This is a genomic window from Paenibacillus sp. OSY-SE (assembly GCF_000283315.1).
GTDB lineage: Bacteria > Bacillota > Bacilli > Paenibacillales > Paenibacillaceae > Paenibacillus_B > Paenibacillus_B profundus.
In genome coordinates this window covers 58,061-82,703 of sequence record NZ_ALKF01000195.1, presented here as the reverse complement: position 1 = coordinate 82,703, position 24,643 = coordinate 58,061, and the positions used below count along the sequence as shown (strand labels likewise).

18 protein-coding genes are annotated in these 24,643 nt (G+C 49.2%); 2 read left to right on the top strand and 16 right to left on the bottom strand.

Annotation, left to right across the window (positions count from 1 at the left end):
• Positions 1 to 44: 44 nt before the first annotated feature.
• The 3 genes from A372_RS0122445 to A372_RS34545 form a co-directional block, all read right to left on the bottom strand.
• A complete protein-coding gene (locus tag A372_RS0122445; protein WP_019423155.1) occupies positions 45 to 1,052 on the bottom strand; it encodes a DUF4367 domain-containing protein in 1,008 nt (335 codons plus the stop codon).
• Positions 1,019 to 1,594: an RNA polymerase sigma factor gene (locus A372_RS0122440; protein ID WP_019423154.1), complete on the bottom strand. Its 576-nt coding sequence runs from the start codon at positions 1,592 to 1,594 to the stop codon at positions 1,019 to 1,021. Before A372_RS0122440 ends, A372_RS0122445 begins: the two co-directional genes overlap by 34 nt.
• A gap of 75 nt (positions 1,595 to 1,669) precedes the next feature.
• Positions 1,670 to 2,167, bottom strand: a complete 498-nt coding sequence (locus A372_RS34545) for a DJ-1/PfpI family protein (protein WP_019423153.1) — start codon at positions 2,165 to 2,167, stop codon at positions 1,670 to 1,672.
• A gap of 252 nt (positions 2,168 to 2,419) precedes the next feature.
• Here A372_RS34545 and A372_RS0122430 point away from each other — a divergent pair, with 252 nt between their 5' ends.
• Together A372_RS0122430 and A372_RS0122425 are read left to right on the top strand one after the other, a co-directional pair.
• Positions 2,420 to 3,448, top strand: a complete 1,029-nt coding sequence (locus A372_RS0122430) for an ABC transporter substrate-binding protein (RefSeq protein WP_019423152.1) — start codon at positions 2,420 to 2,422, stop codon at positions 3,446 to 3,448.
• Positions 3,449 to 3,631: 183 nt separating this feature from the next.
• Positions 3,632 to 5,245: an ABC transporter substrate-binding protein gene (locus tag A372_RS0122425; protein WP_237728583.1), complete on the top strand. Its 1,614-nt coding sequence runs from the start codon at positions 3,632 to 3,634 to the stop codon at positions 5,243 to 5,245.
• A gap of 148 nt (positions 5,246 to 5,393) precedes the next feature.
• Here the strand turns inward: A372_RS0122425 and A372_RS0122420 are convergent, their stop codons facing one another.
• From A372_RS0122420 to A372_RS0122360, 13 genes are all read right to left on the bottom strand, one after another.
• Positions 5,394 to 5,837, bottom strand: coding sequence for a MarR family winged helix-turn-helix transcriptional regulator (locus A372_RS0122420; RefSeq protein WP_019423149.1), 444 nt, complete (start codon positions 5,835 to 5,837; stop codon positions 5,394 to 5,396).
• 20 nt (positions 5,838 to 5,857) lie between these two features.
• Positions 5,858 to 6,673 (bottom strand): ABC transporter ATP-binding protein, encoded by an 816-nt coding sequence (locus tag A372_RS0122415; protein WP_019423148.1) that lies wholly within the window; start codon positions 6,671 to 6,673, stop codon positions 5,858 to 5,860.
• A gap of 31 nt (positions 6,674 to 6,704) precedes the next feature.
• Positions 6,705 to 7,760: an NAD(P)/FAD-dependent oxidoreductase gene (locus A372_RS0122410; RefSeq protein ID WP_019423147.1), complete on the bottom strand. Its 1,056-nt coding sequence runs from the start codon at positions 7,758 to 7,760 to the stop codon at positions 6,705 to 6,707.
• A 97-nt stretch (positions 7,761 to 7,857) separates the two neighbouring features.
• Positions 7,858 to 9,573 carry an ABC transporter ATP-binding protein gene (locus A372_RS0122405; protein ID WP_019423146.1) on the bottom strand — a complete coding sequence of 572 codons (1,716 nt, stop codon included), beginning with the start codon at positions 9,571 to 9,573 and terminating at the stop codon, positions 7,858 to 7,860.
• A 51-nt stretch (positions 9,574 to 9,624) separates the two neighbouring features.
• Entirely contained in the window at positions 9,625 to 10,659 is a 1,035-nt protein-coding gene (locus tag A372_RS0122400) for a FecCD family ABC transporter permease (protein WP_019423145.1), read from the bottom strand.
• Between the two features lie 2 nt (positions 10,660 to 10,661).
• Positions 10,662 to 11,717, bottom strand: a complete 1,056-nt coding sequence (locus tag A372_RS0122395; RefSeq protein WP_019423144.1) for a FecCD family ABC transporter permease — start codon at positions 11,715 to 11,717, stop codon at positions 10,662 to 10,664.
• Positions 11,718 to 12,004: 287 nt separating this feature from the next.
• Entirely contained in the window at positions 12,005 to 12,346 is a 342-nt protein-coding gene (locus A372_RS0122390) for a hypothetical protein (protein ID WP_019423143.1), read from the bottom strand.
• A 386-nt stretch (positions 12,347 to 12,732) separates the two neighbouring features.
• Positions 12,733 to 13,446, bottom strand: coding sequence for a GNAT family N-acetyltransferase (locus A372_RS0122385; RefSeq protein WP_019423142.1), 714 nt, complete (start codon positions 13,444 to 13,446; stop codon positions 12,733 to 12,735).
• Positions 13,447 to 13,548: 102 nt separating this feature from the next.
• Positions 13,549 to 15,945 (bottom strand): ABC transporter permease, encoded by a 2,397-nt coding sequence (locus tag A372_RS0122380; RefSeq protein WP_019423141.1) that lies wholly within the window; start codon positions 15,943 to 15,945, stop codon positions 13,549 to 13,551.
• Positions 15,946 to 15,970: 25 nt separating this feature from the next.
• On the bottom strand, positions 15,971 to 16,675 hold the full coding sequence (locus A372_RS0122375) for an ABC transporter ATP-binding protein (protein ID WP_019423140.1): 705 nt from the start codon (positions 16,673 to 16,675) through the stop codon (positions 15,971 to 15,973).
• Between the two features lie 115 nt (positions 16,676 to 16,790).
• Positions 16,791 to 18,047, bottom strand: coding sequence for an MFS transporter (locus tag A372_RS0122370; protein ID WP_019423139.1), 1,257 nt, complete (start codon positions 18,045 to 18,047; stop codon positions 16,791 to 16,793).
• 20 nt (positions 18,048 to 18,067) lie between these two features.
• A complete protein-coding gene (locus A372_RS0122365) occupies positions 18,068 to 18,874 on the bottom strand; it encodes a class I SAM-dependent methyltransferase (protein WP_019423138.1) in 807 nt (268 codons plus the stop codon).
• A 14-nt stretch (positions 18,875 to 18,888) separates the two neighbouring features.
• Positions 18,889 to 24,639 carry a non-ribosomal peptide synthetase gene (locus A372_RS0122360; protein ID WP_019423137.1) on the bottom strand — a complete coding sequence of 1,917 codons (5,751 nt, stop codon included), beginning with the start codon at positions 24,637 to 24,639 and terminating at the stop codon, positions 18,889 to 18,891.
• Positions 24,640 to 24,643 lie beyond the last annotated feature (4 nt).

Here is a 24,643-nt window from a genome sequence, read left to right as displayed (position 1 = left end):
TCTCTGCCAATTCGAGCAGATCCCGCTTCGTAAATGAGTTGTGATTACTTCGCAATCATGCTCTTCACTATACGAATGAATTCAGATTTGGACAGTTCACTCTCTGAATTGTCAAATATCGAATAATACACCTCTGCCTGCACGTCGAGCCATTCTAGTTTGTGCTTGTACCGGACACTTCCCGCAGCATCCGCTGACGGCTCCATATAAATCATGTCCTGGCCGCTTACCGTCAGCTTCTCCGCTGTGACGCCATTGGGATGCATCGTCTTTACCGGGGAGTTTGAGTTTTTCCGCTCGTACGCATTCATGATAAGCGTATCCGTTCCATTCGTATAGCGCACAGTCGCGCTGCCCGCTTTATTCCATATCAACGGCTTGATAAATAATTTGGCCCCGCTGGCCGTGGTTTCAGCTTCACGTATAAATTCAGGCTCCAGCTTTTTAAGATGAGCCCAGCTCGCCTCCCCTTCCGTTGCGCTAGGAAATACGTTGCCTGACTCAAATGCGAACCCTTCTGGCAAGTATTTCGGTTCCATAAACTGCGGACCTGACATTTTCTCAAGCTGATTCGCGAATGCCGCATAGCTGGCATGCACAATCGGTTTGAATTCGGTCTTTACCTTATTCGCAGTATCGTAGGCATTAATCGTTTTGTCATGGACGTAATATGCGACCAGTTCCCCCGGCTTTAGCTGTTCCTGCACGCGTTCCGTATACGCGGAAAGCAGTTCTCTCCATTTCTTTGTGTGCGGCGCATACGGTTCCTCCCTAATTTCCTTCGTTTCCACGATAATCTCGCCTTTTTGATTCATAATTTGAACATACCGGGAAGCTGCATATCCTGTAATTGAAGTAAGCGCGATAATAATACAGATGATGACGACGACTGCCTTTTTCCGATATCGAACCGGTCTTTTTCCATTACGCAGCTCATGAAGGGCATGTATCCGTTCCATGACACGTTGGCTTACATCGATACTCTCTTGTCCATCGTCAATTAGATAATCTTTTATCTTCACATCTTCAAGAGTTTGTCTGGATTTACGCATGTCTCGTTCACCTCCCTGTCTTCCATCAGCTTCTTCAATTTCAGCTTGACCCGGCCGTATTTCTTCTTTGCCGCTTCCGCGCCTTTTCCCAATATCTCTCCAATTTCAGCAAATGATTTCTCCTCAAACACCCTCAGAACAAGCAAACTGCGCTCTTCTGCGGACAAGCTCGCCAAAGCCGAAGCCAGCGGTTCTCCGAACAGCGTGTTCGTCAATGTCTGTTCGGCGCTCTCTGCAATCGTATCCTGCTTGAACCACCACTTGAATTTATGTTGATTGCCGCGTTTGCGAATTAGGTTTAGACAATGGTGATACGCGATTTTGTACAGCCAAGAGGAAAAATTCACGGTTGGTTTATAAAGTTCTATTTTTTCGTATGCCTTTACCAGAATGTCCTGAACTGCATCTTCTGCCTCATGCTTGCTTCCGAGCAAGCGGCTGCAATATCGGTATATCGGCTCCTGATATGTCTTAACGATATGCACATATTCATCGATTTCGCCCGCTTTCACCTTCATAACCCACTCTTCGACGGAGTCCATTGACTTGCCCCTCCTTTCTAACTATTGTATAACACTTGAACGGCAGCAAAAGGGACACTATATAGATGCCGGATTTCAGGATAAAGCAGTTGAAATGAACATTGAGGAAGTTGACAGAAGGACGGGGATTATATTGCCAGCTTGCACGACCTTCTTGTCCTCATAATGAGTCTCGTCAAATACGCCCAGAAACTCTCTTTCTTCCCGCGTCAATCCAACCGTATAATTCTTTCCCGTTAATATTCCTGACCTCGCCAATAGATACAGGGCGCTAGATATCGCAGCTATGAGATGACCCTGATCGTAAAAGCGACGTATCATTACAAACAGTTCCTCCGCCTCTGTCATATGCCGAAAGTCCATGCACCCGGGGATGATGAGACTATCATGTTGATTCGTATCGAAGTCCGCAATAATAGCGTCTGGAACACAGCGTAAACCGGATTCCCCCATCACGACTGTATCATTCAAACCGATGAAGTGCTTTTCCTTGTTGGATTTCATCAACACAGAAAGCGTAATGCTGATTTCGTATTTGCTGAAATCCGGGTACAACAAAATCGCTGATTTCACTCTATCATCCCTTCTATTTCTCTAAGATAATATTAATGCAGGATGCTAATTGTTTTTAAAATCAATTGTAGATGGGACCACCCCTATTTTCATAGATTCAGTTGCATGTTCTTCGGCTTTCTTTTTGCACAAATCAAAATAAAGGCGTTGAATTTGTCCATTGAGTAACCTTCAACAATCATATATTATAGTTTTGTCGATAATGAGAATCATTATCTATTAAATGTATATCGCTAATGGAGGACGGAACTCATGAAACAGGCCAGAAAAGCCATCATTGCTCTATGCACGGTCGCATTAATGGGGGCATTATTAGCAGCGTGCGGCAGCACCTCAACTGAACCAAGCAGCAAGTCGGAGGCAAAAAGCGAACAAGCCGCTTCAAACGGCACTTCCCCTGCTTCGCAACAAGCGGCGGATGGTGACAAGCAATCCGCGTTGGACACACGCAAATATACAGACTATAAAGGTCATGAAGTGGACATTCCCGTTTCACCGCAGCAGGTTATCTTTTGGGGAGAAACGATCGGCGATTTACTGCCGCTTGGCGTCACTGCCGTAGGCGGAGCTGCGAATTGGATTAAAGGCCATGTATATGAAGATCAGATGAAAAATGTCGAAGATCTCGGCTTTCCGATCAATCTGGAAAAAACATTAGAGGTGCATCCTGACTTGATTATTATGGGAAATGTGGATGAGAAGGAGTACGAACAGCTCTCCAAAATCGCTCCTACGTTAATGTTCAACACGTTCGATCCATTAGAGACACGATTGCCTAGGCTGGGAGATATACTTGGCAAAAAACAGGAAGCGGAACAATGGCTCGCCAATTATAACGCCAAAGCCGAATCGATGTGGAAAGAACTCCAAGCTGCCGGGGTAATGCCGGGTGAAACAGCTACCGTTCTTACTTATTATCCCGGTGACCGGTTGTTCGTGATGGCAGCTACGGGACTGTCACAGGTGCTGTATCATCCGAACGGCTTCAAGCCTGCAGCCACCATTCAGGAACTGCTGGACACCAATACAGGATTCAAGCAAATTTCCATGGAGCTGTTACCGGAATTTGCCGGAGACCGCATCTTTATTTTGAATCCCGTGGAGGAAGAGCCCCAACGCTCGACTGAAGAATTGATGAAGAACAAGATCTGGCTTGATCTCCCTGCTGTGAAGCAAGGGCACGTCTACTCCATTGACATTCTCAAATCGAGCAGCGACGCGACCACAAGGGAGCGGCTGCTGGAGGATCTGCCGAAGATGCTGAAGATGCTGAAGAAGTAGGGCTTGCTTCCCGCCCACGGAATAGAACTTTCAAGAAGCTTTCAACTTTAGTTGAAAAGCTTCTTTGATTTTAATACAATATCATTAATTGATAATGATTCTCACCATTGAAAGGAGATGATCTAAGATGGCGAACCGTCAACCGGCATCCGCCCCGCCCCGCTCCGCTCCTTGCTGTTTCATTTGGCGGACATCCAATTCATCATCCGTCCTAGTGCGGGTAAATCCGAAAGCATAACGACTGAGCACCATACGATTTTGGTGTTCACCAATGGTACCGGCTGTTTACATATAGACAACAATCATTTCCGCTTTTCACCCGAAAAAAGCTATCTCGTTCCGCCCGGGGCATCCCTGCAGATCGAAAGCGGATGCGACAGCACGCTCAGCTACTATCAAGTGAAGTTCACCGTCATCCAAGTCGGGAAGCAGAAGCATAAAACATATATGGAAGACCTTTTGCCCGGTCGGCGTGAAATAACTGCATACCCCTTCTCCCGCCTGATGCATCTTATAGAGGAGCTATATAGTGAGAAGCATAGCAGATGCGAGCTCGAATGGTATAAGCAGCATATGCGTTTTCAGGAGTTGATGGGGTTTGTGTTCGAACATAACCTGCATTCGGAGCATTTGTTCAATCCGACGCAATCGGTGGAGAGCACCATCCAATACATGCAGAACAATTACATGAAGAACATCACCGTCAAGCAGCTTGCCCAGCTAGCCAATGTACCTTATTGGCGCTTCACTCCGATCTTTCAAGAATTGACGGGTAAAAAACCACTCGACTATTTAACGGAATTACGCATTAAGCGCTCCAAAGAATTGCTGCTCAGCTCGAACGAGCCGCTGCGGGAGATCGCTCATCGGGTCGGTTTTACAGATGAATATTATTTCAACCGCCGTTTCCGGCAGACGACGGGCATTACGCCCAAGCAATACGCCCGGTTCATGCGCGGCAGAACCCGAGTCACAGACTGGACAGGCCACGAGGTGGAGATCCCTGCCCTGCCCAAGCGCGTCATTTATCATGGCGAAACGTTCGGTGACCTGCTCGCACTTGGCGTGGAAGCGATCGGGGGAGCGTTTACCTGGATGCATGGCACGGTGTATGAAGACCAAGTGCACAATGTGCAAGATGTCGGCTTCCCCATCGATTCAGAAAAGTCATTTACGCTTGAACCCGATTTAATAATCGTTGCGGACACGGACGAAATGAAATACGACAAAATCGCTCGAATTGCGCCTACCGTCACGTTCGATTCATTCGCGCCGCTCGACCAACGCCTGCTTACGCTCGGCAATTTGCTTGGCAGACAACGCGAGGCCAAGCAATGGTTGGACATGTACAATGCCCAAGCAAGTGCCATGTGGCAACAGCTGCGGGCCGACATTTATCCGGGTGAGACGGCAACGGTCTTTATATACGAGCATGGCCATCGCTTGTTTGTCATGGGAACCGCCGGACTATCTTCGGCACTATATCATCCTCTCGGCTTCAAGCCAGGAGACAAAATCCAGAAAATATTGGATGCGAGTCATGGGTTTATGGAAATTCCACCCGAACGGTTGTCTGCGTATGCCGGAGACCGGATTTTCATGCTGCTCTCCGACGATCCAGCATCCAGGCAGGCGGCGAAGAATATGATGGATAGTTCCCTCTGGCACGGCCTGCCTGCAGTCCGGAACGGTCACGCGTATGTGCTGAATGCGGCGAAATGGAACTCGGGCGATGCCTTGACAAGAGAGAAGCTGCTTGATATGCTGCCCCGCCTGCTGCGGAACAGCAGTGCATAGTGTGCTGTCAATTAATTCAGACCTGATGAATATCATCGAGTATATCGGATGATAGCTAGTCCAGCTTAGAAAGCTGCGTCAAGCAAACACGATGCCCCAAAAGAAAAAGGCCTGCTGCCTTTTCTTTTGGGGCATCATTTTGGATGGCTTATGCTCGATCCACACAAGCTGCGGGATAATGCTTACGCCGTTGCACCGCGTTATCTGAGTCCAATTCGCATATCACGTGATGAAGCAATTCATACAGCAGCTGAAATTCCTGCACGGATTCGTTGGTAAAATAACGTTGCGCCCATTTCTGTCTCTCATCCCGCGCGGAGGATGCCAATTTGGTCCCGGTCATCGTGAGCTTTACCGCAATCTCACTGTCTGGAACCCGCTGAATCAATCCGCTAATGATCAGCCCATGAAGCGCTTCTTCAACCGATGCTTGGGACAGAGATAGACGATTGGCCAGATCAGCTACGAAGATCGTTCCCTGCTCCTCGATCAGCTCCAGCAGCACATATTTCGTTCCGAACGTTTTGCAGTTCATATACCTGTGCCACTTCCGGATAATTTGCCTAATCGCGAACAGCGATTGTGCATCCATGTCTTATCCCTCCCTTCACATCAGGCGCCCGCGGCAGCAAGCGATGCCAATTCGTATGGCAAGCACAGCGGCACTCCGGTTCGCGGATCGGGCACAATGTCCGCTTCGATGGTGAACACCTCGCGCAGCACACTTCTGGTCATCACTTCCGCAGGCGTTCCTTCCCTGATGACGGTGCCTGACTTAATCGCAACCATGTGCTGCGCATAGCGTGAAGCATGGTTCAGATCGTGCACGACCATCACTACGGTGCGGCCTTCCTCTTCGTTCAGCTTCTGCAGCAAATGCAGCACCTCGAGCTGGTGAGCCATATCCAAGAAGGTCGTAGGCTCATCTAGGAATAAAATATCCGTCTGCTGAGCAAGCGCCATGGCAATCCACGCCCGCTGCCTTTGTCCGCCGGACAACTGATCGACCGCCCGGTCTTGGAATTCCACCATGCCTGTCACTTCAATCGCCCAGCGGACAATGTTCTTGTCGTCTGCCGTCATCGTTCCGAACCCTTTTTGATGCGGAAAGCGGCCATAAGCAACCAGCTCCGACACGGTAAGTCCGTCAGGCGCGGTCGGGTTTTGCGGCAGGATAGCCAACTGCTTGGCTACTTCTTTCGTCGATTTGGTGTGGATGGACTCTCCATCGAGCAGTACGCCGCCCGCTTTCGGGCGCATTATGCGCGCCATCGTTTTCAGAATCGTCGATTTCCCCGAGCCGTTTGCGCCAACAAGTGCCGTAATCTTCCCGTGCGGGACCGACAAATTCAGGTTACTCACAATTTCTGTTTCCCCATAGGCAATATCAAGCTCCGACGTATGCAGGCGTTCTTTTGTGGTTTGCATGGCACTGCTCCTTCCTTATTATCTGTCGGCGTTATCTGCCGGCACGGTAATCGTCGTCATCCAAGCCGAGCTGTTTGTTTTTTTCTTTAAAGCGAATATTATGCGAGGATACATACGCCACCTTAGGCGCTTCCGGATCCAGATATAGCTTGGCGCTGTTGAGCGCTAGCGCGCCATCTGTAAACGCGCCTGCGATCAAGCGGACCTTGCTGTCATAAGTAACGAAGTCTCCCGCGGCGAAGACACCTGGAATGTTCGTTGCCAGCTTTCCGTCCACCACCGCTACATCGTCCTTCATCTCCAGACCCCATTCGGCAAGCGGGCCGTAATCACATCTCAAACCATGATTGACGATAACCGCGTCAACCTCGAAGCGTTCCGTTTCTCCCGTCTCGACGTTAGAAATGGAAACCTCCTCAATCGTATCCCCATTGTTGCTGTGAAGTTGATTGACAGCGTACAGCGTCCGCACGTCCACAGACGATTCCATCATCTTCACGACATTCTTCTCGTGTCCGCCAAATTGATCGCGGCGATGCACGACCATCACTTGCGAGGCAATCGGCTCCAGCTCGTTCGCCCAATCCACCGCCGAGTTGCCGCCGCCGGAGATGAGCACCCGCTTGCCCCGGAACACCTCCAGCTCCTGCACGGTGTAGTGCAGATTCGTTACTTCGTAGCGATCGGCTCCTTCGATCTCCAACTTCTGCATCGTAAGAATGCCGTACCCTATGGCTAAAATGATCGTGCGCGTATGATGCCGCTCACCCGTCGCCGCGGTCAACATAAACGTTCCATCCTCGAGCCGCTCCATCTCTGTAATCTGTTGGCCCAGCACAATGGTCGGGTCGAACGTTTTCGCCTGCTGCTCCAACTGGGCGATTAGATTTTCACATAATATCGGCGTCACTCCGCCGACATCCCAAATCATCTTTTCAGGGTAAATCAGCATGCGTCCGCCGAGCTCTGTCTTCGCCTCAATCAGCTTTGTCTTCAAATCGCGCATGCCGCTATAGAACGCGGTGTACATCCCTGCAGGTCCCCCGCCGATAATGGTCGCATCATACAGTTCCAGTTGTTCGGTCATGGTCTTGCCTCCAAGTCTCCGTTATTCTTGATCTAGTCGAAGCACGTTCTTCCTAACGAATTGCTTGTTATTCGCTTAATCATGTGCAGCTGACACACTATGCGCCAAACTGCGCCCGGTGCAAACGGCTGTATGCTCCTCCTGCAGCAAGCAACTGATGATGATCGCCCTGTTCGGCAATACCTTGCTCTGCCACCACTACGATGCGGTCGGCGTTCTTAATCGTCGCCAATCGGTGCGCGATGACCAGCGTAGTGCGGCCTTCCGACAATTCAGCCAGCGACTGCTGAATCGCCGCCTCTGTCTCGGTATCAAGCGCTGATGTCGCTTCATCGAGAATGAGGATCGGGGGGTTCTTCAGGAACATGCGCGCAATGGACAACCGCTGCTTCTGACCACCGGACAGCTTGACTCCGCGTTCGCCGATCATCGTGTCCAGCCCTTCCGGCTGCGACAAAATGAGTTCCTCAAGCTGGGCCCGCCGCGCGGCTTCCCAAATCTCTTCTTCGCTGGCCGTCAACTGGCCATACGCGATATTTTCCCGAATCGTGCCATCGAACAGGAACACATCCTGCTGCACAATGCCGATCTGGCTGCGCAACGACTCTAACGTCATCTTCCGGATATCGATGCCGTCGATCGTAATGCTTCCCGCATCGACTTCATAGAAGCGCGGCAGCAGGCTGCATAATGTTGTCTTGCCTGCACCCGAAGGCCCTACTAGCGCCACCGTTTCACCTACGCAGATCGTCAGGTCGACGCCATGCAGCACCTTGTCTTTGTTCTCGTAACCGAACGTGACGTCATTGAAGGAAATATTGCCGTTCAAATGCTCGACTGCTTGCGCGTCTGGCGCATCCGCCACATCTGGGGCGGTTTCCAGCAGCTCCAAATAGCGTTTAAATCCGGCGATTCCTTTTGGATACATCTCGATTACCGAATTAATCTGCTGAATCGGTCCCAGGAACACGTTCGACAGCATCACAAAAGCGATAAATTCTCCGTATGTCATGTTCTTCTGAATGACGAACCAAGTGCCGCATACGAGCACGAACAATGACACCAGCTTCATTAATATGTAGCTGAGCGATGAATTCCAAGCCATAATGCGGTACGTGAGCAGCTTCGTCAGCCGAAACCGTTCGTTGTTCTCCGTAAAGCGGGCAATTTCATACTTCTCGTTCGAGAATGCCTGCACGACGCGGATGCCGCTTACATTGTTCTCCACACGGGCGTTGTAATCGGCAATGTCCGAGAACATGCGCTTAAAGGCACGCGACATCTTCCGGCTGAAGTACAGAGACAAGTAAATCATGAGCGGGATGATGATAAAGGTCAGCACGGCGAGCTCCCAATTAATGCCGAGCATGATGCCGAATGCCCCAGCCAGCGTCATGATGGCAATGAACAAATCCTCTGGGCCGTGATGGGCGATTTCGCCAATGTCCATCAAATCATTCGTCATGCGGGACACAAGATGCCCGGTCTTGTTATTATCGAAGAAGCGGAAGGACAGCTTCTGAACATGATCGAACAGCTTCTTGCGCATATCGCTTTCGATGTTGATGCCCAACTTGTGTCCCCAATAGGTCACCACATAGTGCAAGGCCGAGCAGATGACATAAATCCCGAGCAGGGCGAGACAGCCCCATAAAATCCATTTCCAGTTGCCGCTCGGCAACAGATCGTCCACCACGCGATTCACGGCGAGTGGAAACGCGAGCTCCAGCAGCGCAGCGATAATCGCGCAGGAGAAATCCAATATGAACAACCCTTTGTAAGGTTGATAATACGCAAAAAATCGTCGTAGCATTGGAGCAACCTCTCTTTCTGTTTAAATGATACAGTTCCCTAGTCTTACTGTTTATGCTTTGGACCGAGCGAGCAAGTAGAGGAAGTACGGTGCACCGATGACCGCGACCACGATACCTGTTGGTATTTCTGATGGTTGCAAAATCCAGCGGCCCAGCGTATCAGCCGTAATGACCAAGAGCGAGCCGGCTAGAGCGGCTGCAGGAAGCAGCATCTGATGCTTCGGACCGACAAGACGGCGCGCCAAGTGCGGTCCAATGAGGCCGACGAAGCCAATGCCGCCGCTCACTGCGACGCAAGCGCCTGCGAGGCCAACCGCCGCGGCGATCAGCACGAGCCGCTCTCTCTCAACTGGGGCGCCAAGGCCGGTCGCCGTCTGATCGCCCAAGTTGAGTACATTCATCACGCGTGCCTTGTAGAATACAAAGGGCAGCAGCACGACGATCCATGGGAGCAAAGCGAGCACAAACTTCCAATTCGTGCCCCAAATGCTGCCTGCGAGCCACGTCGCCACAAATTGATATTTATCCGGACTCAGCTTGAGCGTCAGCACGATCATCGCCGCGCTAATCCCTGCCGCAACCGCGATACCGGTAAGCAATAATCGTGTGGGCGACAAACCTTCATGCCGCTTGTACGAAAGCGAATAGATCAGTGCGGCAGTCAGCCCCGCGCCGACCAAAGCTAGCACCGGCAGCAAAAATACGGGAGCGGCCGCTGTAGTCGGGTAGAAAGAAATGAACAACATGACCGTCAATCCCGCTCCTGCATTGATACCCAATATACCGGGGTCAGCCAGCGCATTGCGGGATATCCCTTGCATCACGCAGCCAGATACCGCCAGCCCGGCGCCGATGAGCACAGAAATTACAATTCGTGGCAACCGGAAATCGAACAGAATCAAATTCTGTTTGTCCGTGCCTGCGCCGAATAGCGTTCGGATTAAGTCCATCGGAGACAGCCGGATGTATCCGGTGTTCATACTCATAATAAATGCTATGCAAATTAAAATACTTAATATAATAAGGACGGCAATACCTCGTTTTTTTCTGCGGCGTTCGCTTAATGTGATTGATACACTCTCCATAATTACAGTTCTCTCCTTTCTTTACGCGCCAGGTAAAGGAAGAACGGAACACCGATAAGCGCAATGAGTGCACCGATAGGCGTCTCATAGGGCGGGTTAACCATCCTTGCCGCCAGATCGGCGAAGACAACAAGCAAGCTGCCGAGCACCGCCGAACACGGAATAATCCAGCGGTAATCTACACCGACCAAATACCGGGTCAAGTGGGGAATGATCAATCCGACAAAGCCGACCGCGCCGACAACAGATACTGCCGCACCAGCCAACACGAGCACAATGATCATGCCCGCCAGCTTGACTAGCTTCGTTCGCTGTCCGAGTCCCTTGGCAATGTCCTCACCAAGGCTGAGCATCGTAATCGAGCGGGACAATGCAATCGCTCCCACGATTGCAGCGGCAATCCACGGGAACATAATCTTAAGCTGGAACCATTTTGTTCCTGCCACGCCTCCCGCATACCAGAATGCCAAATCCTGTCCGATGCGGAAATAGAGAGCGATCCCCTCGCTTAGCGCAGATAGCAGCGCACTTAATGCTGCACCCGCCAGCACCAGACGAACCGGCGTCAATCCCCCTTTGGCAAGCGAGCCGATGCCGTACACTAACCCTGCACCTACCCCTGCACCTAAGAAGGAATACATAATCAGGTACATAAACGGCATACCGGGGAAGAAAGCAAAGCATACCGCCAGCATGAAACCAGCTCCTGCATTTAAACCTAACAATCCGGAATCAGCCAGCGGATTGCGGGTCATTCCTTGCATAATCGCTCCCGCGACGGCGAAGCAGGCTCCGACCATCGCTCCGCCAAGCACACGTGGAAGACGAAGTTCTTGAATAATCTGATGCTGCGTCATTTCAGGATTAAAGCGAAAGATCGCTTCCCATACGACGGAGAGTTTAATATCTGCCGCCCCGAACGAAACAGACAAACCGATTCCGAACACCAGCGCAATTAGACCGCCAGCGAGAATCAGCGTGGCCGCCCACGGACGAGACCGAAATTGGACAGTTGGCGATGCTGCCACTTCTTTAATGGAATTTGCAGTTTGACTCATACAGGCCACCTTTATTATCTATGAAATATGGATCTTATCGCCGTTCTCAGACGATGATATCGTGACGGGGCATGCCCGTTGCGTTGTAATAAATGACGTTCGCCCCTTTCTAAAACCATATATGCCATACTACTAATTACTGATATTGATTCTCAATCTCACAAACTAGATTGTATGCTAATCCGCACATAAATAGCAATGGACAAATACGAGTGTTTTTTTGTACAAAATCGAGGCTTATGTATTGCTCAACTGTTCATCTCCCTTCGATCTATCAATACAACAAATTAAATCATCACAGTAATGATAATCATTATCATATAAAAAGTACAGTATCCACTGCTCTTTTTCTCTCTCAACTTGAACTTTATCCAAAAAGATCGTGCGAAACCGCCTTCATACATCTGCGTCAGTTCAATCTGGTCACGCACGCCTGCCGAGCTGCAACACGTTTCACCGAACTTCCATGCATGCAAAAGCAGACCATCCCAATAAAGATGATCTCCAGCAGCTCCAATATAAAATGGTTTCATCCATTGGATTTTCTCCAATGAAACAGCGTCGCATGTCACCTTGCCGTCGGTTTCGTTGGAGTTCATCCAATAGTTTGACACTGCATCCACACCCATAGCTCAAAACCAGCTGGATTCATTGGACAATTTCCAGTCTACATGCCGTTTAGACACCGAGTCGGTGGATTTGACTGTATCATTTCCAATGGCGCATACTTCGGACTCCGATCTTGACTGCGGTCCGCAGAGAAGAAAACAGCGAGTTCCACGTCGCCACGCAAACCCGCTGCAAACCATTCATGTCGTTCACCATACAACATCTGCTGCCTTCAGATTACGGCCTAACTAATAAGTGAGCCTCGATAACTGTCCACTCTTTGCCCACATGTGAGCTGAAAAATGTCCAAGCCAATCACTGCGGTACCGAGTCATTTTTACGAAATCTGAGGCATTTCCATATCATTGAGATGGATCGTTCTCTCCCCTTCCTCGTATAAGCTCGTTCAGCTTCCTGCTTGTTCATACACATGCATATTGCAAATCGGTTCAAAGCCCAGCTTTTTATACAGGGGATAACCCATATCGCTTGAAGCAAGAATGCAGCTTTTGGATAGTGGCTGCGCTCTGTGCAGAAGAGTCGAGCATAGCACTTTACCTAACCCATTTCCTCGGTACGCAGCATCCACATATATGTTATCCATGCAAGCCACACCTTCCGCCGGGTTAAACGAGATTCTTCCATTTCCTGCAGGTTTCCCGTTAACGTAAACCGCATAATCCTCTATATCCGTATCCTTGATTCGTCTTGGATCGGCGATGGCAGCATTGAAATAAGCATTTAGCTCCAATGCCTCAGCCTCGTCATCAATTAGCTTCACTTCGGTTCCTGCGGCTGCCGTAATTTGATCTAACGGTTCTATTAACTCATTCACCATCAACGTTTCGCTGACTCTATACAGATATTGGGACAGGTTAAGCGGTTCACCCTCTGAAAAAACCGTGAGCCAATACTTCTGCTGCTCGTTCATATACTGCTCCACTTGTTTCAATGTCTCAGGCGCAGCTTCATTTATAAAAATCTCATCCGTCCGGCCCCCTACATGCTCGCCAAATTGCACATGAATAAATGCGCTCTCTTTATGAATTCGAGTATTTGGCACTCTTCTGCATATTACCCAGCCCTCAACAAACTGTTCAATTGTGGATTGAACTATCATCGATCGCACTCCCCTCCCATATGTAATTTTTCGAGATAATAGTACTGATGTTCCGCTTCTTATTCTACCATTTTCCAAGTTAGAGAAGTTCTTTTTCCCAACTCACATATCGACCCGCTTAGGAGGCTTAGGAGCGGCGATCGGCACTGCATAAGACGGTTGGGAGTAAAAACGTCTGGCGATAAAAAGCACAGCATAATAAATAATCAAAATAATGGCCAATACCAAAACAAATGTAAATACGTTATAGATGAGAGGAATAAAATCGTTGGTGCTGACCGAAACCATTTTGAGAATATAATTCACGAAAAATAGGGCAAGCGGCGTAAACACAATATAGGATATGACCACGATAACGGTATAAACATTCAACAGCATGCTTCCGATCTCGCGCTGTGTATACCCGATCATATGGAGAACGGCCATATTTTTTTTGTTTTCCTCTACCGTAATTAACGTAATGAGCCAAATCATAATGACGGCAATGACACAGCCTAAAATCTGATTCAATACGGCGCTTAGCTGTGAAGAAGACGCCTGTTCCGTCATTTCCTTGCGCATGCTCTCAGCAGAACTCATTGTATACCTGCCGGTCTGTTGGGGATCAGGGTCCGGTGAATTGGTGAACGTGCCGTTATAAATATCGGGTGAAATGCCGAGAGCGTTCGTCAACTGTGCCTTATCTATATAGAAGGCGGCTGGGTCTCCATTCGAACAGAATGCGGCAATCGGGATTTTAACTTCCTTGTCGCCAATGAGAACCTGTACGGAAGTGCCTGCCTGCAAACCAAACAATTGAGCCTTGGAGGAATGCACAATTGCCCCTTCCTTCAGCTTGGAATTAATCTCCTTTCCATTCTCGTCTACCAATGTCAGCCACTTGCTATCCCCGTCAAAAGCGAGCACATTGACTTTCGCCCCTTCGCGGCTGCCGCTGCTGCCGTCCCAAGACAACCGCTTGTCTTTCTGCAAGTAATAATCGTTGCGGTCTTCATTGTGTTGAGCAAGTCTGGCCTCTGAATATTGAATATCGTATTTGTAATGGACACCTTTAAAACGATGCTCAACAGCATTTGAGCTTGACTGATTCAGGGATATGCCGAGAATGAACAATATGGATGACAAACATACCGTAATCCCTAACAGAACGATCATTTTTATGCTTCTGGCAGACATCTGCAGTTTAACGCGCTGGATAAAAGGCAATCCAACCGTTAGGCGGCTTACCCATCTCGTCAGGAAGTTAACATGCTCGTTCTTCTGCCTTGCCAATAACATCGTCACCGTGTCGTTGTTCATAAATCGATGCAGCATCCAATACGCGGCCGCATTGAAACAGATGACAATGACAAGCACTCCCATTAACAAAGAATTGACACCCAGCTCCTTCGGGAACGCAGGCAGCACATATTGAGATTGAAACTGCTGAATAAGCAAATCAGCGGAAAAATAAGCTGCTACCAAGCCTAGAATAACTCCTATTACACATAGCAGCACATTGTTGATTACATAAACATTGATTAGCAGCGCACGCGGATATCCCATAGCTATCAGGCAGCCCCAGGCTTTTTGCTGCAGCCGCAGGCGGCGGTTCAGAAAAATAAGAAATACGCCCGTGCACAACAACGTCAACGTAATCAAAAATATCATCGACATCCCAGCGTTGGATGCAATGCCCTTGATAAGCTCCGTCGCCTCGGGATTATCTTGGACGGGGAGAAAGAAAGCAAACCGAGCGTCTTCGGTCATTTTGCGGACGACGTCCCCGTTATACGTTTCATTTTGGAATCGGCCGCTGTAATAATGAGTTTCGATGTCGTCAATCAGCGCATACTGCTCCGGATTAGCAAGCAAATATAAGGGGCGTTCCCCGTCAGCCGTGTTTTGGCGGATCTGGTCGGGCAATATAAAGCGCCCTACAATTTCGTAAGAGTGCCCCCGAATCGTCAACTCGTCCCCAACCTGCAAGGTCTGCATTCCAACCGCATTCGATGTAATAGCTATTTCCCCGCTGCTTGCAGGCAGTCTTCCTTCGGCAAGATAGATCTGATTGACGGTTCGCTTGCCTGTATCCCCGATCCATCGGTATAAGACCCCTTGCTCCTTAATCTCTTTGTACTTTACCTCTTCATAATGGAACTGATATTCGCCGCTCAATCGGGAGAGCGCTTGGTGTTCTTCGTCGGGCAGCTTCAGGTTGTATGTTTGCAGCAGGTTTTCAAAGCCCAATTGTTCAAGCTCTCGATTGGGAATAGAGGCCCCGCTAATAATTTGCTGCTGTGTGTCTCCGTTTATAAAAACGGCCAGATTGGGGCGGAATGCAAAATGCTCCTGTTGTTGCGTTTCTGCAAATCGCTCGTATTCTGTATTTATTCCATCCGAAGCATATTTGATAAAGAAAAAGATAAAGGACGTGGCTGCAATCAAGAGCAATACAAGCCATACCTGCAACTGATTCTTCACCATATCCCGACGAACAAATTTCAATACGTTTCTCATGACAACACATCCCTTAGCAAAGACGTTATCCCCAACTGATTTCCTCGGCCGTAAGCGGATGGTCGTTCATAATCTGATCAACCAGCCGGCCACTATTCAACTTGATGATGTGCCGGGCCATTTTTGCGATTCCGACATGGTGCGTGACAAACACAATCGTAAGACCGTATTTCCGCTGCAGATGCTGCAAGTAGCTCAGCACTTGCTTCCCGTTCTCTTCATCCAATGCGCCGGTTGCCTCGTCACAGAATAATATTTCGGGCTTCTTGATCAGCGCTCTGGCAATGGCCACCCGCTGCTGCTGGCCTCCGGACAATTCATATGGAAACCGCTTTTTCAGGTGCTGGATGTTCAGTTCCTTAGTTATTTCATCCAAATCAAGACTGTCGGCATTCAAATACTTCCCAATTTCGATATTTTCCTGAACCGTCAAGTTGGGAATCAGGTGGTATTGCTGAAAAATATACCCCGTATACTGACGGCGAAATTGGACCAGCTGCTTGTCTTTATAACGGGTAATATTTTCTTTTGCGAAGTAGATTTCCCCCGCATCCGCCCGCTCCAACCCGGAGATTACGTTAAGCAATGTCGATTTTCCTGAGCCGCTCGGCCCGAGCAGAGCCACAAAGTCATTTTTTTTGATTTGCAGCGTAATCCGATTCAACGCATGTACTTGACTTTCCTTTTCTCCATACGTTTTGCTTACATCATTGACTGTAATCAAATCCATCTCGTCAGCTCCCTTCAAAGCCATCAAATGCCGCGTGCTTCGCCTTGCTATCTGTCAAGTGAAGGACAATAAGAGCCACGCTCGTCAACACGAACAGAGCACTATCCCCCTGACCTCATTTGGCCGCTTTCAGTGAATGGGAGGGACTCTGTTCTGCTTTCCTCAGCTTCACATGAATGGACAAGTAAATTACACTGACCACTAGACAAAAGCCCAGCATGCACAATCCCGATAAAAAGTACGTCGTGTTAATTCCCAACCAGGCTACACCTGCTCCTCCGAAGAGGGGGCCCAAAATATAGGTGAGCGCCATTACCGTACCGAACTTATTCATCATTCCTCCAGCAGAAGCCATTTGATTCATCTTTTTCAAGTAGAGGGAAAAACCGATTTGCCAGCAAACGCCTCCGATAAAAAATAGTGCCAGAAACCAAATCACGTCAATTTGACGGTTCATAGCCCAGGTCACAACTAAGAAAACGAGCGACAGTCCGAGCGAAGAAAAGCTGAGTAACTTAAAGGGTGTCGTGTTGGTAGACGATTCGGATTCGAACCACATGCGAATCAAAAAGGTGCCCACGCCGGCGGCAGCCATTACAAAAGCAACGATAGCGGCATTATTCCATAGGTAAATATCCCGGAACAACACAACCAATTGAGAATCGCCGACCGTTACGAAGAAAGACATCGATGCAAGTATAACTAACCCTAACGTCAGATATGCGCCTGTAGACAAATCCAAGGCCGCATTCTTTTTCAATTCATCTGCTGCTTCATGGAAGGGTTCGTCACTTTGCGGCACCCCCACCTCTTCACGTCTGAACAGGTACACAATAGGTATGGCGGCAATTACGTAAATAAGTGCCGCTATCCACAACGTGACCTGCGGCTGCCACAGCATGACGCTTAGTCCGGCCGCCAGAGGACCTGCGAACTTGATGATCGCCGCAAAGCGTTCAAACCTGTTATCGATTGCGGCATATCGTTGCGGAGAGCACATTCTTTGCAGCAGCGCATTTTGTCCGTTGACGTAGCACCCGATGAACACCCCTTTGAGGAGAATCAATAGAATCGCCGTCATAAAAGACTGATTGGACAGATGGAGTATCATGATCACTCCGCTTCCCACAGCGGCCGTCATCATGACAAGTTCATTCCGCTTCTGAATACGGCCGGTTCCCAAAGCGGTCGCTAAGGCCATCGATCCTGAAAAGCTCATAACTAACACGCCCAGCTGCACTGGCGTAGAGGTATAGTAGAAGCCCCAGTAATTGAGCATGGACACGAGATCGACCCATACCGCCAAATTATAGATAACCGCCGACCAGAAGAGGATACGGATCATCATAGTTTTTGCGTCATTCTTTCCCATGGAGGCACGCTCCTTCTCTATTAATTGGGTTTGGATCCGCAGACCGCCATCATGATCAGCAATGCATATGGATGGGCAGTGCCCAGAAATGCTGCCACACCTTTTTCCACCGCAGCCACTTCTTCTTCCGTAGCAAAGCCATTGTCTACCATCGTTCTCATTTCTTCGGCATCCACCTGCGGCAGGAATGATCGGATGCCTATCTCATCGCTGTGCGCTGCTATCAGCTTCAGATCAAGATCCGCGTAGCCGTTTGTCTGCAAAATATGCCACAGTTGACGTCCAATAAATCGGTTGCCCCCTTGCGAAGATTGTTCCTTGGCATGCTGATTCAGTATATATTGCAGTTCCGGTATGACGGGATCGATAATGCCCCAAATGGCATCGTCCACATCCAAAACAATTAGTTTCCCGCCTGGTTTTAATAAGTCGAAGATGTTCTGTGCGGCTAAGATGGGATCGGGTAAATGTTGAAAGACAAGCCTGGCGATAGCAACGTCAAATTGCCCAAGAGACAGGCGATGATCCAAAATATCGTCCTGCATGATGCTGATGCGGTCTTTCTGCTCGGGGGTTATGTTGTGCTGTGCGTATTGAACAAAATACTCTTCAATCTCGATGGAAGTGATGCGGCTAGCAGGATACTTTTGCAGGAGTCGCTCTGATATGAACCCAGGTCCGCTGCCGACCTCCAAGATGGAATCGCCGTCCTTGACGCCGAACTGGTCTAAGACCTGCTCTTCCTTTGACCAGCTGATATCCATTTGCCCCTTCATCCGGTCCATTAAACGCTTCATTTTCCATTCATCCATCATCAGTTTATTCATTTACATCCACCCCTTTATATGGTAATAGATTCAAAATAACCGCTGTCGACAAAATACTCGATATAGGTTTTCAATCTCTTCTCATCCATCTGCGGGCAATCTATGTTCATATTTTTCAGGAAGGCAAACGTGTTGTTCGCGTTAAATATAGGTGCTTCTCCTTCAATCATGGACAGCTCCTCGATAAATGGCAGCACAGAAATATCCACTTGTTCCGGAGTGCCGGTCTCCGATAGATCAGACACAGCTCTTTTCCAGTTGTCCCAAGGCAGCTGTTCAAATGAATATCCCAGCTTCAACAACATACCGACGATTTCCTTGAACGAACAATCGTGATCATTCATGACGTGAAACGTTTGGTTCCCATAAAGGGGATCGTGTGCGAGTTGGACAATGATTGTACCGGCAAAATCAGCCGGAATCAGGTTGAACCGGAAATCAATATCCGGAAAGGCACCCAGTTGGAGACAGAACCGGACTATCTTCCAAAAAAAATCGCTATCCTGGCACACTCCGGTACGGCTGTCCCCCGAAATTCTGCCAAGACGGTAAATATTGATGGGGAGTCCTCGGTTTCTCCCTTCCCTCATTAATCCTTCCGCTACCCATTTGCTTTGCGTATAGCCCAATTTTAATGTTTCGAAGTAGATAGGGACATCATCCTCCAGGATGATTTTCTTGTTTTTGGCATCTTCTTCTGAGAAAACATATAAAGTGGAAATATAGTGAACCGGTTTCAAGCTGCCGGCCGAAGCCAATCTCAGAATCGATTCGCAGCCCTTGACATTGGCCGCCTCCAAGGCCGAATAGGGATAGGCGAAATTCACGGTGGCTCCGTTATGGTAAATGGACGTAATTTGCTTCGTCAAAAAGTTGTAGGTTGCCTCATCCAAGCCAAGCCGCTCGGTGCCCAAGTCTCCGGTAATGACTGTGATTCGGTGAATCAGGTCATCTTTCCACAGCAAATATTTCTTCATTCCGCTTATTAATTTTTGCATTCCCGCCTCTCGGTTATCGGCACGAACAAGGCAGTATACTTGTGTATCTGGTTTCTGCAAAAGCTCGTGCAGTAAGAAAGCCCCGAAGAATCCCGTGCCTCCGGTCAGCAGCACGGACTGGCTGCATTCTGTCTGCGGCGCCAGCGGGACGCCAGCTCCCTGAATCGCCGGATCCAATACCACTTTGCTTGCCAAATCCAACTGGACGCCAGGTGCTTCTTGCGCCAATGATCTGTCTATTTGCCGGGCGATGCTTTTGATCGTCGGTTCCAGCATCAACTGTATCAACGGGATATGCACCTGAAATTGTTTTTTAATCTGAAACATCATTTGACTGATCAACAGCGAATGGCCGCCGATTTCGAAGAAGTGATCTTCCATCCCAACCTGATCCACATCCAGCAAGCTCAGCCACATGTCTTGCAGCGCTTTTTCCGTAACCGTGTGCGGAAGCTGGTCATGTTCTGGTGTTTGACCCGCCCATGACCTGTTTGGTTTGAGCTCACGTAATTTCCCGCGTTCAATCTTGCCGTTCGCCGTTAACGGAAACTGTTCCAGCACCACAAATTGAGCAGGAATCATATAATCGGGAAGCCGTTTTTGGATCTCATCACGAATGATGGCAACAAGCTTATTTTCCACCTCCTGCTGTAATGGAACGCTTGACAGCTGCTGCCCCGCCTTCTTGGCATCCATGTTAGGAAAGGGCACAATCTTATCTCCCCCGATATTAGGTGTAAAAATAACGTCCAGACAGCCCTCATGCACCGCCTCTGAAAGGAGCATTTCCACATTGTGGCTATGTCCCCCCCACTGAACCATCGCCTCAGGCTCTATTCCCTTCGGAGAATCTCCTCCCTGTTGACTCCGTTTACGGTAATCCGCAATTTTGTCTTTGGGATTGGCTTGACGGCACCAGCGCAGGAAGCTCCACTCTTCCACAACGCGGGAGTTCGGTATTCCTTTAATAAGGAAGCATGCTTGCGGATGTTGTCTACACAGCTCGCCTCCATTCAACAATGTCTCGACGCCGGGACTCCAGTCGTAGCTGGCTTCCGGTTCCCACACCGCCTTCTCCCCGATATGCAGCACCGAATCGAAGCGGAATTTGCTCATCTCGTTGTGGAAGGCTCCTTTTTTATACAGCACTTCCACCGCTTTGATCTCAGGCAAACGCTGCTGCAATTCAAGGAAATATCCGCTGTCCAGCATCAGCTCGCTATGTTGCTTCATTTTACGCTGCACCAATCGGCTGAACTCCGACATTGTGGTCTGATCGTCCACACCATTCAACACAACAGAGGAATGAAACGCCTCCCTGAACATGAAGCCGCAAATGTCTCCCATAAAAATGCAGCCGCCCGGCTTCACTCTTCCGGCACTATGCTGCAGCACCGTATGCAGATAGGACAAATCAGGGAAATACTGCACCACCGAGTTCAAAATAATCATATCGACCTGTTCCAGGTCGGGAAGTTCGTGAGCGTTGCATTTGTACAGTTCCACCCTGTCCCGGGCATCACCCAACACATGCAAATGACTGTCCACATATTCGATCGCCTTCTCGGATAAATCGGTGCCAATATAGGATTCGCAAAATGGGGCGACACGGAAAAGCAAAAGCCCGGTGCCGCAGCCAATTTCCAACACCCTCTTTGGCTTGTATTTCAAAATCCTTTTAACCGTTTCATTCGTCCATTCTTCCATCTCAACCGCAGGTATGGGTTGGCCTGTAAAAGTGTCGTTCCAACCGACAATATGAAACGTTTTATCGTCATGTTCATTCCCCTTGGTGTAGTAACTGTCAAAGACCGTTTCCCATCTGTCAACCATATCGTGTGTCATCTGCACCAATGGACCGATCGTATGCAGCCGGTTTTTTTGAGGGATCAGATAACAAGTGATTTTGGGATCTCCATGTTCGTTCCGGTCGACTACCGCTACGTTTTGGGAGACAAGTTCGTGCTCCCCGACCACTCCCTCGATTTCTCCGAGCTCGATGCGGAAGCCGCGAATCTTCACTTGCTCATCCCGGCGTCCCAAATATTCGATCTCTCCCGCTGCCGTCCACCTAGCCAAGTCTCCAGAGCAGTACAGACGCCCGGACTGACTTCCCGCCCCTGCAAACGGATTCGCGATAAACCTTTCCTTGTTCAACTCCTCGCGCTTCCAATAGCCGCGTGCCACTCCTCGTCCGCCAATGTACAGTTCACCCGCGACTCCAACGGGAACCGGCTGCTGGTGTTCGTCCAGAATGTACGCCTGCAGATCCGGCAGCGGCATACCGATTACACTTCCCGATCTTGCTTCCAGATCAGCCATGGATAAGGGCCTGTAAGTGGCATGAACCGTTATTTCAGTGATGCCGTACATATTGATCAATTGGGGATGCCGGTCACCGTGAATGTCGAACCAAGGACGCAGCGACTGCAGTTCCAGCGCTTCGCCACCGAAAATAATGTATCGCAATGACAGAGCGGTGCTTCCTGCCATCCCCGGATGCTGTTCAATAAGCATCAATTGCTTGAAGGCGGACGGCGTCTGATTGAGCACGGTAACCTGTTCCCGGACCAGGAGCCGGTAGAAGTCTTCAAACGAACGCGTGACGTCGAACGGCACGATAACGAGCCGGCCTCCATGCAGTAGAGCTCCCCATATTTCCCAGACCGAAAAATCAAAGGCGCACGAGTGATATAGTGTCCATACGTCTTGATCGTGAAATTCGAATAATCGTTGCGTCGAAATGAATAGGCGGCTCACGCTTCCATGTTCAACGAGCACTCCCTTCGGAAGCCCGGTTGAACCCGACGTATAAATCATATAAGCCACATCGGTTTCACTTGTTTGAGTATTCAAATTCTCTGCTGAATATTTGGCTATCTCCAGTTCCTCTGCCGTAACTTGAATCCGCGTACAGGACGCTTCGGAGAGCAGTTCGTGCGTATCGTCATCCACCAGCAGCAGCGAACATCCAGAATCGCTTACCATCCAGCGAATTCTTTCTTCGGGATACGCCGGATCGATGGGAACATAGGCACAGCCGGCCTTAAGAACCGCCAATATACTTGCAATCAAATAGGGGGATCTGTTCATGCATAGACCGACAAATTGCCCATGTGACGCCCCTGATTGCCTCAAATGACAAGCAAGTCGGTTCGCATGATCATTAAGCTCGCTGTAGGTCCATATCTCGTCGTTCCATTTCAGCGCCGTATGTTCGGGAAATTGGGCGGCAATTCTTTCAAATTGCTGCTGTAAACATTCCGGATCTTTTTCCTGAACTGCCATCCTGCCCGAACGCTGTATGATTTCCGCCTGTTCGTCCTGTTGCAATAAGTTCAACAGGCCAATAGGCCGATCCGGGTATGTAAGTGCCGATCTTATGAATTCGATGAAGTGGTTGGCAAAATTCCGCATCGTCTGCGGAACAAATAAATCTGCGTTATATTCAATGCGCCCGGTAATTGCCCCTTGCATCTCCGTCATGGACAGCAGCACATCCGATTTTGACGTGCGATTGTGCAATTTCAGCATTTCTGCTCGAACGTGCGGAAGCTGAATTTCAACAGCCGGGGTGTTTTGGAACACAAACATATTTCGAACTAATGGGATCGACCAGCCTTGGCGGTCCGGCTGCAATTCTTCGATTACCCGATCAAAAGGAAAATCTTGATGATCATATGCCTCTGTCGTCGCTTTCACCACCTGATGCAGCAAGTCATGGAACGACATCTCCCCGCTTATATCCAAGCGCAGCGGCAATAAATTAACGAAATAGCCGATGACCCCTTCTATTTCGGTGTAATTGCGGTTGGCAATTGGTGTCCCTATCACCATGGTTTGTTCATGGGTATATCGGTACAGCAGACCTCCAAACATGGATAATAGCACCATGAACAAAGTCGTTTCTGTTTTTGCGCAAAAAGATTTGAGCAGTTGAACCCATTCATCAGGAAGGTCAAACAGCACTTCTCCGCCTCGATTTCCGGCCGACTCTGTTATTTTTCTGTCTGGCAGCAAGGCAACGCTGGGGCATTGATTCAATTTCCCCTTCCAGTAGCTCAAATGCCCGTCCCACTTCCCTGAACTCAACTGCTCCGACTGCCAGTACGCGAAATCCCCATACTGTATCGGCAAAGGAGTCAAAACCGGAGCAGCACCAGCCAAATACGATGTGTAGCATGTCATCCATTCCTTCACCAACAAGCCCATGGACCATCCGTCCGAAATGATGTGGTGCATGCATAGCATTAAAATATGCTCTTGGTCCTTCAGCCGGATGAACCGGGCACGCAATAACGGCTCGCGTTCCAAATCAAACGGCTCCGAGATCGCACGTTGAATGAGGACGTTCGCAGCTTCTTCAGCTTCATAAGCCTGTAATCCACTTACGTCTTCCACTGGCAGATCGAGCGAAAAGCGCTCCATTCGCTTGATCTGTGGACTGCCATTCACATTGGTGAAGTTGATGCGCAGCGATTCATGCCGGTCGATGATGAATTGAAATGAGCTGCGTGCCGCCTGCAAATCAACCGTTCCTGTTAGCCGCACGGCAAAATACATGTTGTACGCAGACTTGTCTGCCAGCAGCTGGTCCAAAAACCATAGTCTTCTCTGAGCCGGGGACAGCAACAATCGGTCCTCTTCTTTTCTGGGGGAAATCCACTGTTTTTTTCGATTGGTTCCTTGCTTCCATTGCTCCAAAAGCAAACGCTGCTTGTCCGATAAATGTGAACGTCGTGTTTCCAATTCGTTTTTTTTCGACATAGAT

Bases quoted from the DNA above. Each gene is read 5' to 3' on its own strand.
- A372_RS0122445 (WP_019423155.1), bottom strand. From the start codon at position 1,052: ATGCGTAAATCCAGACAAACTCTTGAAGATGTGAAGATAAAAGATTAT.
- A372_RS0122440 (WP_019423154.1), bottom strand. From the start codon at position 1,594: ATGGACTCCGTCGAAGAGTGGGTTATGAAGGTGAAAGCGGGCGAAATC.
- A372_RS0122430 (WP_019423152.1), top strand. From the start codon at position 2,420: ATGAAACAGGCCAGAAAAGCCATCATTGCTCTATGCACGGTCGCATTA.
- A372_RS0122420 (WP_019423149.1), bottom strand. From the start codon at position 5,837: ATGGATGCACAATCGCTGTTCGCGATTAGGCAAATTATCCGGAAGTGG.
- A372_RS0122415 (WP_019423148.1), bottom strand. From the start codon at position 6,673: ATGCAAACCACAAAAGAACGCCTGCATACGTCGGAGCTTGATATTGCC.
- A372_RS0122410 (WP_019423147.1), bottom strand. From the start codon at position 7,760: ATGACCGAACAACTGGAACTGTATGATGCGACCATTATCGGCGGGGGA.
- A372_RS0122405 (WP_019423146.1), bottom strand. From the start codon at position 9,573: ATGCTACGACGATTTTTTGCGTATTATCAACCTTACAAAGGGTTGTTC.
- A372_RS0122400 (WP_019423145.1), bottom strand. From the start codon at position 10,659: ATGGAGAGTGTATCAATCACATTAAGCGAACGCCGCAGAAAAAAACGA.
- A372_RS0122395 (WP_019423144.1), bottom strand. From the start codon at position 11,717: ATGAGTCAAACTGCAAATTCCATTAAAGAAGTGGCAGCATCGCCAACT.
- A372_RS0122390 (WP_019423143.1), bottom strand. From the start codon at position 12,346: ATGGGTGTGGATGCAGTGTCAAACTATTGGATGAACTCCAACGAAACC.
- A372_RS0122385 (WP_019423142.1), bottom strand. From the start codon at position 13,446: ATGATAGTTCAATCCACAATTGAACAGTTTGTTGAGGGCTGGGTAATA.
- A372_RS0122380 (WP_019423141.1), bottom strand. From the start codon at position 15,945: ATGAGAAACGTATTGAAATTTGTTCGTCGGGATATGGTGAAGAATCAG.
- A372_RS0122375 (WP_019423140.1), bottom strand. From the start codon at position 16,675: ATGGATTTGATTACAGTCAATGATGTAAGCAAAACGTATGGAGAAAAG.
- A372_RS0122370 (WP_019423139.1), bottom strand. From the start codon at position 18,047: ATGGGAAAGAATGACGCAAAAACTATGATGATCCGTATCCTCTTCTGG.
- A372_RS0122365 (WP_019423138.1), bottom strand. From the start codon at position 18,874: ATGAATAAACTGATGATGGATGAATGGAAAATGAAGCGTTTAATGGAC.
- A372_RS0122360 (WP_019423137.1), bottom strand. From the start codon at position 24,639: ATGTCGAAAAAAAACGAATTGGAAACACGACGTTCACATTTATCGGAC.